The sequence below is a fragment of the Streptococcus infantis genome (assembly GCF_047463175.1).
Taxonomy (GTDB): domain Bacteria; phylum Bacillota; class Bacilli; order Lactobacillales; family Streptococcaceae; genus Streptococcus; species Streptococcus infantis_AC.
On sequence record NZ_JASHEJ010000001.1, the window covers coordinates 599,309 to 613,292 of the forward strand.

The following is a 13,984-nucleotide window of genomic DNA, read 5'->3' on the forward strand; positions in this document are numbered from 1 at the left end:
ATATGAAGCATATTCTGGTTATTGAAGATGAAGCCTTGATTCGAGATGAAATTGTCATCTTGTTAGAGAAAGCGGGTTATCAAGTTGATAAGTTGACTGACTTCAAAGATACAAGCCAGCAAGTGCTGCAATACGATACGGATTTAATCATACTGGATTTGAATTTACCAGGAGAAACAGGTTTTCAAATTTGTAAAAATCTCAAGTCCAAACGCTCTGTGCCCATATTGGTTCTCACCTCCCGTGAACAACTAAAAGATGAGATTTACGCCCTAAAATTAGGGGCTGACGAGTACTTAACAAAACCTTTCAAGAAAGGAAGATTCTTGGCTCGTATAGAAAACATCTTGAAACGCTATGAAGGTAGACAAAATTTGCTTGAAAAAGATAATTTCCTGCTGGATAGACAGACCTATACCCTTTATATCAATGGACACTCGATTTTACTCCCTCAAAATCAAGGGAAATTGTTAGAAACCTTATTAGTGGCAACTGATTCTGTCGTCACAAAAGAAGAACTAAGTATGAAACTGTGGAATACAACTGAGTTCATCGATGAAAATGCCCTACAAGTAAACATTGCAAGGCTGAAAAAGGTGATGAAACAGGCTGGCATTGCCCTTAAAGTCAAGTCCGTCAGAGGTATTGGTTACAAGCTAGAAGAGGTAAGTCCAGATGAAACATAATCTAAAATATATAGCTAGTTATCTGCCTTGGTTACTTGTTCTCTTAGCATTTGATCTATTTACAGCTGTCCTGCTTTGGCTTTCAGATGTAAGAATGTTTCAAGCTCTCATCCTTCTCTATATTTTAGCCACCGTCCTGCTTTTTTTCATCCTATCTTTCTTACTTATAAGAAAAGAAAGAAAAAAAGCCGCTGCCTATAAATCCTTCATAGCCAATCCTAAGATCGATACTGAGCTTGAATTATTGAATTTATCAAGTGCCTCAGAGAAAGAAAGCATTGAAAAAATAGCAGATACACTTTATCAAAAGCAGGCTCAAATAGGAAAACTCAACTCATTACTAGCCGAGTACGAGGACTATGTTGAAAAATGGGCGCATGAGATTAAACTTCCTTTATCGCTTCTTTCCCTCCTTTTAGACAATCAAAGTGACAAACTACCTGAGGATACTGCTTTTAAATTGGACTATGTGAAAAATCAAATCCAAGGAAATGTATCACAGATCTTATTCTACTACAGGGTGAAAAGTGAGAAAAATGATTTTCTATTTGAAGACCTTGACCTAGAAGAGTGTATCCAAGATCTTTTGGAGAACTTTGATCCCTTGCTCAAAGAAAAGAATTTTACGATTAAGTTAGAAAACATACAAGGAATCTGCTACACCGATCAACGCAGTTTTGGATTTATCCTGTCTCAAATACTAGCCAACGCCCTTAAATATAGCTCTGACAAACCAGAACTCAAGATTTCTATGTCAAGTGACAAGGGGCGCAAAACCCTGATTATTAGGGATAATGGGTGTGGAGTTAAAGCTTGCGACCTCCCTCATATCTTTGAAAAAGGATTTACAGGTGATTCAGGAGAGACAAGGAAAAAATCAACAGGCATGGGTCTCTATCTTGTCAAACAATTAGCAGATGCTTTAAAAATCGACATTGTAGTAAAATCCGAATGGATGCATGGATTTGAAATCTCTCTTTCTATTTCGTAATTTTTCGATTAAGAAAATTGCCTAGTCATAGAAAGCACATATTTTATCCCAAAAAGGAAAGCTGTACTGACCCCCAAAAGTTGGACAAATAATTATTGAAAGGATTTAGTTCTGTATTGCACAGGGCTAAGTCCTTTTAGTTTGACTTTAATTCGTTTGTTGTTTTAGTTCTGGAGAATAATAACGATTCATCCCTTTCTTGACGATATCTATGCCATAACGGTCAATTAATTTCATCATGTATTTTAGACCAGAAATATCCACACCAAATCTTTTCGAAAGCTTTTTGAAGCTTTGTCCTTGCTTTCTTAGTTCATAAATCTGAACTTTATCTTCATAATTCAATTTCATAATAAAACACCCCAAAAGTTAGATTTTTTCTGTCTAACTTTTGGGGTGCAGTTCAAATTTCTGATGGGATTTTAATATTTCATGATAATTCTTACCAGAAAAACTTTCGATAAATTCTAGCAATCGTTAAAAAGATAGCATAAAGTATGCCTAAGATAGTTAAAACTATTTTTCCAGTACTCACTTCTGAACCGATGACCAATATATGAAAGAGAGGAGCGAGACCAGTACACACATATATCAAATAAACAATAACATTTATTTCACCAATCCCAGCAATAAAGTCTTTCATTTTTATTTTCATTTACCTTCTCCAATAATCTACTTTTAATTTAAGTATATTATAAACTTCAGAAATTTAAAAGAATGATCTGATTAAATTTTAAGTTTTTAACATCATCTACTTATGAATTCTGACAATCCAGATGTAGAACTATCCAAAACAGTAAAACCACTTGGTTCTACTGTCTCAATTCTAAAATGTTTGGCGTTTAGCTTTGCGCTCTGCACGTCCACGGGCACGACTTTCAGCACGCTTGGTCTTCCGGCGTTTTTCATCGACCGCCCATTGAATTTTCTTCTTATAGCCTGGTTTGACTTTTTTCTTTTTCTTTTTGACCAGCCCAATCATTTCGATATCCAGTTTTTCCTGTTTTTTCTCACGATTGGCACGACGATCACGGTCATAAGTGTCTTGGAACTCTCCATCTTTAACAACCTTAGGTACAAACTTAATTCCTAATTTCTCCAACTCACGAATATCAGAGTCATCGCTTGGCTGATAAAGGGTGATGGCTGTACCTGGTAGACCATTACGTCCAGTTCGTCCAACACGGTGAACAAAGAAGGACAAGTCTTGTGGAATGGCATCGTTGATAACGTGGCTGACACCTTCGATGTCAATCCCACGCGCAGCTAGGTCAGTCGCAACGATATACTCAAAATCAAGATTTTTCACCTGATTCATGATACGTTTACGTTCACGAGGAGCAATGTCTCCATGAATCTTAGCCACCTTTAATCCTTGAGCTGTTAGGTAGCTGTGCAATTCATCCGCACGAGTTTTTGTATTGACAAAAATCATGGCGAGATACGGCTGCATGACTTGAGTCAACTCATAAATCTGAGCGTTCTTGTCTCTACCCTTTGTTGAAATCAACCAGTTGTCAATGGTATCAGAGATAACTGTCTTGGTCTTGATTTTCTCCATGACAGGATTGGACAAGTATTTCTTCAAAAATGGTTGTAGTTTTTGTGGGATAGTCGCTGAAAAGACCATAAACTGCAAGTCTTTTGGAAGACTTCCTGCAATCTTATCAACCGTCTCCAAGAATCCCATATCCAAGGTCATGTCCGCTTCATCGACTACAAAGGTCTTAGCTTTGTGAATGGCTAGGTCACCAGACTTGACCAAGTCATAAATACGACCTGGAGTTCCGATAACGATATGGGGCTGATTACTTGCTAATTTGTCAATCTGACGGGCCTTGTCTGTACCACCAACATAGTTGGCAACACGAATTTCTACTTCTGAATGTTCCGCAATCTGGCGAGCTGCTTGGTAAATCTGAGTCGCTAATTCACGACTTGGAGCTGTGATAACGGCCTGCACACTGTCACTCTCTTCATCCAACTGTTGGAAAATTGGAAGCAAGAAAGTATGAGTCTTACCTGAACCTGTTTTTGATTCACCAACCAAGTCACGACCAGCCAGGACAATAGGAATCAACTTTTCCTGAACCTCGGTAGGAGTCGTAAATTTCAACTCCTCCAAGGCTTTTTCTATATATTTTTTAAATTTAAATTGTGTAAATGACATAATTTCCTCGATTCTATCTATCTACTCATTATACCATAATTTAGTCTATTACAGGGGATGGATTTCCGTCAAGAATAATACCATGAACATTTTAACAACCAAGCATACATGAGAAACACTCCTAGTTACCATGAACAAGGAGTGTTATAGGATTAATTAAGCTTCCACTCGTCTCTCAGCCAATCACAAAAATGATGATAACGTTCCTTCAGAGCTTCATGATGCCCATAAGCATCAAATGTGCAATAAGTCGAAGGGACTTTCTCTGATATCAGATCATGTAGATCTCTGGCATAAATAGGAGCCTTAGACAGACGATTGGAATGATTGGCACCTTCTGTCTGACCATTTTGCAGATAAATCAGGCTTTGGCTCTGTATCAAGTCATGTTCTTCACAATATTCTGTAAAATCAGGATACCAGAAGGAACCACAGATAGAAAAGATACAGGTCGCAGGTAGATGACTACTATAAAGACTATAGACAGCAGCAAGACCACCCAGTGAATAGCCACCATAAGCAATTCGACTTTCATCAAGCAAATATTCTTTTTTTAGAATTTTTAAAATTCCTTGAAATAGCTTCTGATGGTATTGGTCTACCTTCCCACCAAAATCCGGAACCCCTTCTTTCAATGCACTAGCTTTCCAAGGTGTAAAGTCATCCAGACGATTTTCTGGAATCAACCCCACCAAAATCACAGATTGGGATAGGTCTGACAAATAATCCAATTTCCCATCGTTTAAAAGCACAACTGGATAGGCTTGTTGAGGATTATAGTTTGAAGGAATACTGATCCTAACTTGAATCCCTTCCCAGTTAAACTCCTTATTTCTTGATAAAGTCATTGATTTTTTCAAGGGAATCAATCACTGCAGGACCGTAATCCATCAACTCATCGTAAGAGATAGTCATGATTTTTTTATTTTTGATTGCTGAGACATTTTCCAAAACAGCATTTGCCTTCATCAAATCCACTGCTTTTTCATCTAACTTTTGATTGCGGTCACTAGTTACATAGATAATCAACTCTGGATCCATTGACACTAGATTTTCCAGGGTCAAACCAGAAGTTCCTGTTGCGACATTGGTATAACCAAGTTGGTTAAGCAAACTTTCCTGAAGGGCTGACTTGTAGGCACCAAAGGTTTCGTCATTGTAGGCCACCATAATCAGAGCTTTTTTCTTTTCACCCTGTGTTTCTGGGTTTGCTTTCTTAACCGCATCGATTTTAGCTTGTAATTGCTCGGCATATTGATTAGCCTTGTTTTGGACATTGAAAATGGTACCAAGATTCTTCACATCTTCTACGATATTTCCTAAATCTTGTTGGATAGTTGAAAGTGAAGCTTTTTGCGTATAAACAGGGATTTTGTTTTCATTCCAAGCACTAATGGTTCCCATTGACTTTTCAGAAAACATCATGTTGCGGCCCATCAAGGCATCTGGTTCATAAGAAAGAACTGTTTCTTGTGAGACAGATTTTTTATCACCAATGTGAGGGATGGCTTCAATAGCATCCTTGTATTTACCAGTTACCGCATTATCAGGATTGAGCATACCGGCAATTTTATCCTTCAAACCGAGTTCAAGTAGGATTTCAGTTGTTGAGAGGTTGTTGGTGATGACCTTTTCAGGTGCCTTTTCAAATACTTGTTCGACTTCGTTTCCTTTAGCATCATAAGTTTTGATAGTTACAGGATAGCTGGTTTCTGTATTAGCTTTTTGACTAGCTTCTGTTGTAGCCGGTGCCGGTGCTGTTTCTTTAGATGCGTTACTACAAGCTGCCAAAGATAAGGTAGCTACTGTTACAAGTAAAATACTAAGTGTTTTTTTCATGTTTTTTTTTTCCTTTTTAATTTTTATAAATAGTGAATCATGGCTTGCTGATCTTCTGTCCAAGTTACCTTACTTTGAACGCCATAGACAGCCTGCAATGACTCGGGTGTGATGGTCTCTTTTGGAGTACCTTGGTAAACAATCTCCCCTTCTTTCATTAGGTAGAGATAGTCTGAATAGCGACAAGCCAGCTGAATATCATGCAAGACAGCTAGCACGTTGATCTGAAGATTTTTGACAATGGTCAATAAGTCTAGCTGATACTTGATATCCAAATGATTGGTCGGTTCATCTAAGAGCAAGAGGTTCGGCTCTTGGGCCAAGGCGCGTGCTAACAGAACCCGCTGCTTCTCTCCTCCTGACAAAGAAGAGTAGAGTCGATTTCTCTTTTCGAGCAGATCTACCTTGATCAAAGCATCCTCAACCAAAGCAAAATCTCTGTCTTTTTCCTTTTGCAAGAAAGAGAGATGGGGCGTTCTACCCAGCATGACAATCTCCTCAACCGTACAATCAAACTGAAGTTGATTAAACTGCGTGATAACTGCCATCTGCTTTGCCGTTTCTTTGACGCTCATTTGGTCTAGAGGCTTCCCATCTAAAGAAATCAAGCCCTGATTCGGCTTTTCCTGTCGATAAAAGAGTTTCAGCAAGCTGGTCTTTCCACTTCCATTTGGTCCCAAAATAGTATGAAATTGGTTTCCCTCAAGTTTAAGTGAGACTCCTTTGAGAATCTTTTTTTCTCCGATTCCAAAGTGAATATCCTGGCACATTAAGTCCATATCAGACTCTCACCTCCCTTCGTCTACTTGCAACCATGTAGATAAAGAAAGGTGCACCTACTAGGGCCGTGAAAATACCAATCGGAAGTTCAGCATTTTGAATCAAAACGCGAGCAAAGACATCTGCCCAGACGACAAAGAGGGCGCCTAGTAAGGTTGCAATCGGAAAAAGCCTTTTGTAATTTGTCCCTACCAAACTTCGGGCTAGATGAGGTGTAATCAAACCGACAAAACCGATAATCCCACAGGTCGATACCAAGATAGCTGTCATCACAGCTACAATCGTTACATAGAGATACCAGTAAAAACGCAAGGGAATTCCCAAAGTCAAAGCCGCCTCATCTCCCATCATCATGGCATTGAAAACACGGTATTGGGAAGAGAAAAATAAAAAGGCGATTCCCACGATTATAGTTGGCAAGGTTAAGTGAGCCCAGGATGTCCCTGCTAAAGAACCCATGGTCCAAAACTTGATGGTCATAACGCTATCAGCATTGGCCCCAATAGAGATAATAAAGTTTGAAAAAGCCAAAAATAGGGCATGCACTACCGTCCCTGATAAAATGAGACTAGAAGTTGTCATCCTGCCCTGCATGGACGCAATGAGTAGAACTGCAACTGTTGCCAAAATCGCTCCTAAGAAAGAGCCTAGACCAATCATAACTTTAAATCCAAGAATAATACTCAAAGTTGCTCCAAAGGTTGCCCCGGCTGAAATTCCTAATACATAGGGTTCTGCTATTGGATTGTTGACCGTTGACTGCATGACACTACCACACATGGAGAGGCCAGCACCAACAATCAAAGCAAGAAAAACCCGTGGCAATCTCATATTCCAAACAATAGCAAGCGTAGACTTTGAAATGTCTCCTATCTCAAAAGGAGCCCCTAACTGACTCAAAATTATCCGATAGGTATCACTCAAGCTAATTTGAACAGACCCCATAGAAACTGCCAGAAACAGAGAAATCCCCAAAGCTCCTAACAGGATAGCTAGTAAAAAACAATATCTCAGGTTTTGATGGCTTCCAGAAAATTTGGAAAGCATGAAACCCTCCTTTAACAAAAATTAAAAATTTAGACAATTTTCATAATTAGTATACCACATTTCTAAATCAGGAACAAGACTAGAAAAAAGCACACAAAAAAGCCCTCTGAAGTCAGAGAGCTTATTTGAGCTCGGGCTAAAATCCTAGTGAAAAAGATGAAATTCCTTGTGTTCATCGAACACTGCGTTCTTTCCCTATTTTCATACGGATTTTTAACGCCCTTAGCATCATGATTCTTGCTGGATAAAACGTTTGTAGACTAGGCGGCAAGCCGAAGATTGTACAAAAATGTTAGTGAAACAAAAAATCTCCCCGAAGGGAGATCATTCTGGTTTATTTTACCTTACAGTGCTAAGAACCATAACCGAAGATTATACTTGAGTATATCGAGGTAAGGTGACAAAAATAAAAAGCTACTCAACTAGAGTAGCCTTATTTTCAAGATGTGCTCAATTGAACACGGCCTAAGCACTTGGCAAAAAAGATAAAATCTCCTAGAAACTGAAGTTTCTTCGTCAATTTTCCTATTTTTGCTTTGTGCTTTTGACGGCCTTTGTATCTTGAATTAACGACGAAGTCCTAGAGAGTTGATCAACTCACGGTAACGGTTAACGTCGTTTTTACGCAAGTATGCAAGCAAGTTACGACGGCGACCGATTTTCTTCATCAATCCACGGTAAGTAGCGTGGTCTTTTTTGTGTTGTTTGATGTGTTCGTTAAGGTGGTTGATTTCCCAAGTAAGGACAGCAACTTGAACCTCTACTGAACCTGTATCACCTTCGTGACGTGCATATTGTGCAATGATTTCATTTTTTTTCTCTTTTGAGATTGCCATGATGTTTCTCCTTTTTATTTGGCTTCATCCGAGTGACAGGTTGGCATGCCTGTAACCAAGAAGAAGTTATTTGTCTTTACGACATTTCTTATTCTACCAAGAACTAAGTTCTTTGTCAACTGATTTACTATTCTTACCGCAAAAGTGCTATAATAGTTATAGGAAGGATATCTAAGTAGACATCTTGAAAAGAGAGGTGATTACCATGCGTAAATTCTCGCAATATCTCCCCTACTATCTGGTCATATTTTTCTTTTATTGGCCACTTTATGAGCTGTTATTATGGACTATTACTAAAAACTATATCTTGAAGGAGCTCACCATCGGCAACGTTATTATCTTCTCTCCACTGGTGACTTTCATAGTATCACTATTCTACTCTTATCGTTTCAAGTTCTCAGTTTGGTGGTTAATTGGAGTTGGCTTGCTCTTTTGCTTTACCATCATTACTTTCGGAGAATTTATCCTTCTCTACTTCCTAGCCTATGAAATCTTTGCCCTCGTGGGTATGGCTGTCGGTGTAGCTATTAAGAATCTAGTGCAAAAACTGAAAAGGAAAAAACTTTCACAAAATCCTTGAAAAATCTCACAATCATGCTATAATAATGCATAGAGACAAGTCACTTAGACCCTTTCTACCAGAGAGTGCGTGGTTGCTGAGAACGCATAGGAAGACTATACTGATACTACTCTACTGACTTTTATGCAAACATAAAACGGTGGCCACGTTAGAGCCAATCAGAGGTGTCCCTCTTTTTTGAGGAACATAAATGAAGGTGGAACCACGTTGCGACGTCCTTTTTGGATGTCGCTTTTTTGTTTTTTTGATGAAGAAATCAAAAAGAGTTTCACTATAACTAAAATATTTAAAAGATTATAAGGAGAAAATCATGATTCAAATTACTTTCCCAGATGGCGCTGTTCGTGAATTCGAATCTGGCGTTACAACTTTTGAAATTGCCCAATCCATCAGCAATTCTCTAGCTAAAAAAGCTCTTGCTGGTAAATTTAACGGCAAACTCATCGACACTACTCGTGCGATCACTGAAGATGGAAGCATCGAAATCGTGACACCTGATCACGAAGATGCATTGGATATCTTGCGTCACTCAGCAGCCCACTTGTTCGCTCAAGCCGCTCGTCGCCTTTTCCCAGACATTCACTTGGGTGTTGGTCCAGCCATCGAAGATGGTTTCTACTACGATACAGACAACCAAGCGGGTCAAATCTCTAATGAAGATCTTCCTCGTATCGAAGAAGAAATGCAAAAAATCGTTAAAGAAAACTTCCCATCTATTCGTGAAGAAGTGACAAAAGATGAAGCCCGTGAAATCTTCAAAAACGACCCTTACAAGTTGGAATTGATCGAAGAGCACTCAGAAGACGAGGGTGGCTTGACCATCTACCGTCAAGGTGAGTATGTAGACCTTTGCCGTGGTCCACACGTCCCATCAACTGGTCGTATCCAAATCTTCCACCTTCTCCATGTAGCTGGTGCTTACTGGCGTGGAAATAGCGACAATGCCATGATGCAACGTATCTACGGTACAGCTTGGTTCGACAAGAAAGACTTGAAAAACTACCTTCAAATGCGTGAAGAAGCCAAAGAACGTGACCACCGTAAACTTGGTAAAGAGCTTGATCTCTTTATGATTTCTCAAGAGGTTGGTCAAGGTCTTCCATTCTGGTTGCCAAATGGGGCGACAATCCGTCGTGAGTTGGAACGCTACATCGTCGACAAGGAGTTAGCTTCTGGCTACCAACACGTTTACACTCCACCACTTGCTTCTGTAGAGCTTTACAAGACTTCTGGTCACTGGGATCACTACCAAGAGGACATGTTCCCAACTATGGATATGGGAGATGGGGAAGAATTCGTCCTTCGCCCAATGAACTGTCCACACCACATCCAAGTCTTTAAACACCATGTTCACTCATACCGTGAATTGCCAATCCGTATCGCTGAAATCGGGATGATGCACCGCTATGAAAAATCTGGTGCCCTCACTGGTCTTCAACGTGTGCGTGAAATGTCTCTCAACGACGGTCACCTCTTTGTGACTCCAGAACAAATCCAAGAAGAATTCCAACGTGCTCTTCAGTTGATTATCGATGTTTATGAAGATTTCAACTTGAATGAATACCGTTTCCGCCTCTCTCTTCGTGACCCTCAAGATACTCACAAGTACTTTGATAACGATGAAATGTGGGAAAATGCCCAAACCATGCTTCGTGCTGCCCTTGATGAAATGGGCGTTGACTACTTTGAAGCTGAAGGTGAAGCTGCCTTCTATGGACCAAAATTGGATATCCAGGTTAAGACTGCCCTTGGAAAAGAAGAAACCCTCTCTACGATCCAGCTTGACTTCTTGCTTCCAGAACGCTTCGACCTTAAATACATCGGAGCTGATGGTGAAGAACATCGCCCAGTTATGATCCACCGTGGGGTTATCTCAACTATGGAACGCTTCACAGCGATCTTGATTGAAAACTACAAGGGTGCCTTCCCAACATGGCTTGCGCCACACCAAGTAACCCTCATCCCAGTATCTAACGAAAAACACGTGGACTACGCTTGGGAAGTAGCGAAGAAACTCCGTGACCGTGGTGTCCGTGCTGATGTGGATGAACGTAATGAGAAAATGCAATTCAAGATTCGTGCTTCACAAACTAGCAAGATTCCTTACCAATTGATCGTTGGTGACAAGGAAATGGAAGACGGAACTGTCAACGTTCGTCGCTATGGCCAAAAAGAAACAAACACTGTGTCAGTAGATGAGTTTGTAGCAGCTATCCTAGCCGATATCGCCAACAAATCACGTGTTGAAAAATAAATCGATCGCAGTCTGAGAAACATTTTTCAGTAAGAAAAAGCAACAACTATTTCAGTTGTTGCTTTTTATATTTTATTTAACCTGAGCTAGTAGTGATTGGTCAAACCACCACAAATGATATTCTCATCAACAATCCTTTCTATCCATTAACTTTTGGATATAGGATATCCTCCCAAGATTTGCTTCCATGAGTTAGATAAGTTGACTATCCTCAGTCCTTGTCTGCCTCAATTTCTTTTACGATGTCATCTTGTGAATCTTTTTCAGAGAGTTTTTGATCAATATACTTGTCAATGTTTTCATAAAATTCCTTGGTCGCTTCACTATCTAATGTTGGCGAGTTCTGAACTTGATTCACTTTCAATTGAACAGATTGAATACCGTAAGAGGCTTGTTTTTGGTGGAGTGTTTCTAATTCTTCTTCTGAAATCGGATCTCCAACAACCGTCAAGACCAATTCATTGTTACTTGACTTGTAGACTTGATTAATAACCGTATAATTGGCGAACTCTTTTCCTACAAACTGTTTGATCCCTTCTTTGCGCGCTTGTTCTATTGTCAGAGTAACTGCCGAATAGCTAGCTGGAAGAATCAACAATACAATCAAAGATATCAAGCCAATTCTCATTTTAATGCTCAGCTCTTTAAATGAAGTTAAAGGAGATTTTCTCATCAAAATTCTTGTTCCAACAATGTTGGCTAGCATGATAAAGACACAGTTGATCAAGAAAAGATAGAGAGCCCCCAATAAAAATCGTACATTCCCATTAGCTAAACCATAGCCAGCAGTACAGATAGGCGGCATCAGAGCTGTAGCAATGGCTACTCCTGGCACGATATTGTTTGCTTCTTTTTTCCTTGAACCGATCACACCAGCAATCCCACCAGCAATAGCAATGAGGACATCCCAAATGGTTGGAGAGGTTCGTGCAATCAACTCGCTACTTGCATAAGACAAGGGAGAAATCCAGAAATACAGAGTCGAGACAAGCAAACTGACCAACACTTGAGTCAATAAAACCTCTAGAGATTGCTTGATTAAACGCGTATCAAAAATAGCTAAACCGAATCCCAGTCCAACAATCGGTGTCATGAGAGGTGAAATCAACATGGCTCCTATAATGACAGCTGTTGAATTCATATTTAGTCCGATAGAGGCAATAAAAATTGCACACATCAAAATCGCTGTATCTCTCAATCGAACATGAAGGTCATCGTATAGTTTCTCGCGGAATTCACGTGTTGAATAATTGGCAGTCATTTGTCCTCTCCTCTTTCCTTATTTAAATTGGTATAATAATTAAAAATAACAGCTGATAAACAGCCAAAAAATATGAGCCCATAAATCGTCAAGAAGACACTGGTAATCCTTCCAATCAAGGTCACAGCTAGGAGATCCCCGTAGCCGACAGTCGTCGAAGTCACAAAAGCATACCAAAGACCGTCTCCGTAATTTGTGATAGCAGGTTCAACTAGGAAAAGCACGCCTCCTGACCCAAAAACAAAGGTCACAAAACTCAGAGCAAACCGAGTAAAACCGGTAACCTGCATAATATGCCATAACATTTTTAAACGTTTCATTTGTTCTCCTTATTCATACTAGCTCCTGACCGAGCCGTTTTTTTCCAATAATCAAAGTGAAGATAGGACATGATCTCCATCAGAGAAAGATAGACAAACTGATAGATCTGATTTAAGCTGATTATCAACTGATATTGTTTGAAAAATGACTGGAAGAAAGACCAGATATGACTGTCTTGAATCAGTCCCTTCTTAATATCAGACAGGATATTAGCTAAAGCTCCCAAGGACTGAAACGGTAAATCCTTGACATTTATATAGATCCGGTCCACCACATCATTCAGACTGGTATCTTGGATGGCATGAAATTCTCCAAAGAGAACTCCTGCCGCTCCAAGAGTAGAAACAAATTCCACCAAATAATTTCTGAGGAAATTTTCTCAACCTTTTCCCATAATGTGTTTAGTGCCATCCATAACGATCCCAACCAGAAAAAGGAAAGAAAACAAGCAAAGAAATTTTGCCGTAAATCCCAAAAAGCTTCAAGACTTGGTGTTGTTGGTTTTTCTAACTCTAAAACCAAGATGGTCATAATAATTGCTAGAACAGCATCTGTCAATACAATTAATCTGTCTTTCTTCATCGGATTGCATCCCCTTTCTTTTTTGTAACATTCTATCTTATCGCATAATATTGGATATTCTTTCATAATCCGACTACAAACAAAAATAAACCAAAAAGTATGTCCCTATTATACTATATTTAACTCTAGAAGTATTCATCCATCTAATTAATAAATATATCATATTTCACAATAAGTGAATACTATCAAAGATTCATCCCCTTTCACTTCATCATGTAGTGTTGCTTAGATTTATCAAAAACAACCAAATTTGTATTAATTTCAAGTATCACCTAGTTACAAAAATTTGGGGTGAACAGAAAAAGCATCCCGTATTTTTGATACGAAATGCTTTCAATAAGTTTAAATAAGTTTTAACGTTTACTAAATTGTGATGCTTTACGAGCTTTTTTCAAGCCTGGTTTGGAAAGTATGAATTTCAGTTGGACTAAAAACAGCGTAATATAAAGACTTTTCTCCGCTTTTATAAAAGCTTTTTTCCAATCAAATTCAACTAATTTTATCCGAATGGTGTGGATTTTACCCCCAAAATTACAGAGAATGGAGCTGATAAACACTAAACGTTCACACCATTAGTTAAATGATTTTTTGTTCATCATTTTTCTTAGATGATAGAACTTCTAATTTATTTCTTATT

15 protein-coding genes and 2 pseudogenes are annotated in these 13,984 nt (G+C 39.0%); 4 read left to right on the forward strand and 13 right to left on the reverse strand.

Translation table 11 applies throughout. The features are described from left to right. The first annotated feature begins 2 nt into the window (after window positions 1–2). Window positions 3–686, forward strand: coding sequence for a response regulator transcription factor (locus QM859_RS03160; RefSeq protein ID WP_414262097.1), 684 nt, complete (start codon window positions 3–5; stop codon window positions 684–686). After that, the gene (locus tag QM859_RS03165) at window positions 676–1,677 is read left to right on the forward strand and encodes a sensor histidine kinase (protein ID WP_414262098.1); all 1,002 of its coding nucleotides are present in this window, start codon (window positions 676–678) and stop codon (window positions 1,675–1,677) included. The genes QM859_RS03160 and QM859_RS03165 overlap by 11 nt, the downstream gene beginning before the upstream one ends. 92 nt (window positions 1,678–1,769) lie before the next feature. Here QM859_RS03165 and QM859_RS03170 read toward each other — a convergent pair. From QM859_RS03170 to rpsO, 9 genes and pseudogenes are all read right to left on the reverse strand, one after another. Further along, a pseudogene (locus QM859_RS03170) lies at window positions 1,770–1,841 on the reverse strand (IS3 family transposase); the annotation flags it as partial. Next, window positions 1,834–2,028, reverse strand: a pseudogene (locus tag QM859_RS03175) (IS3 family transposase); the annotation flags it as partial. The pseudogenes QM859_RS03175 and QM859_RS03170, both read right to left, overlap by 8 nt. A gap of 91 nt (window positions 2,029–2,119) precedes the next feature. Next, entirely contained in the window at window positions 2,120–2,320 is a 201-nt protein-coding gene (locus QM859_RS03180; RefSeq protein ID WP_316599594.1) for a hypothetical protein, read from the reverse strand. Between the two features lie 183 nt (window positions 2,321–2,503). Next, window positions 2,504–3,847, reverse strand: a complete 1,344-nt coding sequence (locus QM859_RS03185) for a DEAD/DEAH box helicase (RefSeq protein ID WP_414262099.1) — start codon at window positions 3,845–3,847, stop codon at window positions 2,504–2,506. A gap of 152 nt (window positions 3,848–3,999) precedes the next feature. Continuing rightward, window positions 4,000–4,695 carry an alpha/beta hydrolase-fold protein gene (locus QM859_RS03190; protein WP_414262100.1) on the reverse strand — a complete coding sequence of 232 codons (696 nt, stop codon included), beginning with the start codon at window positions 4,693–4,695 and terminating at the stop codon, window positions 4,000–4,002. Continuing rightward, window positions 4,676–5,686: an ABC transporter substrate-binding protein gene (locus QM859_RS03195; RefSeq protein WP_414262101.1), complete on the reverse strand. Its 1,011-nt coding sequence runs from the start codon at window positions 5,684–5,686 to the stop codon at window positions 4,676–4,678. Before QM859_RS03195 ends, QM859_RS03190 begins: the two co-directional genes overlap by 20 nt. Window positions 5,687–5,709: 23 nt before the next feature. Next, window positions 5,710–6,465, reverse strand: a complete 756-nt coding sequence (locus tag QM859_RS03200) for an ABC transporter ATP-binding protein (protein ID WP_414262102.1) — start codon at window positions 6,463–6,465, stop codon at window positions 5,710–5,712. A 1-nt stretch (window position 6,466) separates the two neighbouring features. Further along, window positions 6,467–7,513: a FecCD family ABC transporter permease gene (locus tag QM859_RS03205; RefSeq protein ID WP_414262103.1), complete on the reverse strand. Its 1,047-nt coding sequence runs from the start codon at window positions 7,511–7,513 to the stop codon at window positions 6,467–6,469. 566 nt (window positions 7,514–8,079) lie between these two features. Then, window positions 8,080–8,349, reverse strand: a complete 270-nt coding sequence (gene rpsO, locus QM859_RS03210; protein WP_001018251.1) for a 30S ribosomal protein S15 — start codon at window positions 8,347–8,349, stop codon at window positions 8,080–8,082. A gap of 205 nt (window positions 8,350–8,554) precedes the next feature. On the opposite strand from rpsO, the gene QM859_RS03215 reads away from it, so the two are divergent. After that, window positions 8,555–8,929 (forward strand): hypothetical protein, encoded by a 375-nt coding sequence (locus QM859_RS03215; protein WP_414262104.1) that lies wholly within the window; start codon window positions 8,555–8,557, stop codon window positions 8,927–8,929. 310 nt (window positions 8,930–9,239) lie between these two features. Then, window positions 9,240–11,183, forward strand: a complete 1,944-nt coding sequence (gene thrS / locus QM859_RS03220) for a threonine--tRNA ligase (RefSeq protein ID WP_036755187.1) — start codon at window positions 9,240–9,242, stop codon at window positions 11,181–11,183. A gap of 211 nt (window positions 11,184–11,394) precedes the next feature. Here the strand turns inward: thrS and QM859_RS03225 are convergent, their stop codons facing one another. Genes QM859_RS03225 through QM859_RS03240 form a run of 4 tightly spaced genes read right to left on the reverse strand, consistent with a single transcriptional unit; the run spans window position 11,395 to window position 13,347 of the window. Then, entirely contained in the window at window positions 11,395–12,444 is a 1,050-nt protein-coding gene (locus tag QM859_RS03225) for a DUF389 domain-containing protein (protein WP_414262105.1), read from the reverse strand. Then, complete coding sequence (locus tag QM859_RS03230) at window positions 12,441–12,764, reverse strand: potassium channel family protein (RefSeq protein WP_000825751.1); 324 nt, start codon at window positions 12,762–12,764, stop codon at window positions 12,441–12,443. The genes QM859_RS03225 and QM859_RS03230 overlap by 4 nt, the downstream gene beginning before the upstream one ends. Continuing rightward, window positions 12,761–13,120, reverse strand: coding sequence for a hypothetical protein (locus QM859_RS03235; protein WP_000397555.1), 360 nt, complete (start codon window positions 13,118–13,120; stop codon window positions 12,761–12,763). Before QM859_RS03235 ends, QM859_RS03230 begins: the two co-directional genes overlap by 4 nt. Then, the gene (locus QM859_RS03240) at window positions 13,045–13,347 is read right to left on the reverse strand and encodes a TMEM175 family protein (protein WP_006151097.1); all 303 of its coding nucleotides are present in this window, start codon (window positions 13,345–13,347) and stop codon (window positions 13,045–13,047) included. Before QM859_RS03240 ends, QM859_RS03235 begins: the two co-directional genes overlap by 76 nt. Between the last annotated feature and the right edge of the window lie 637 nt (window positions 13,348–13,984).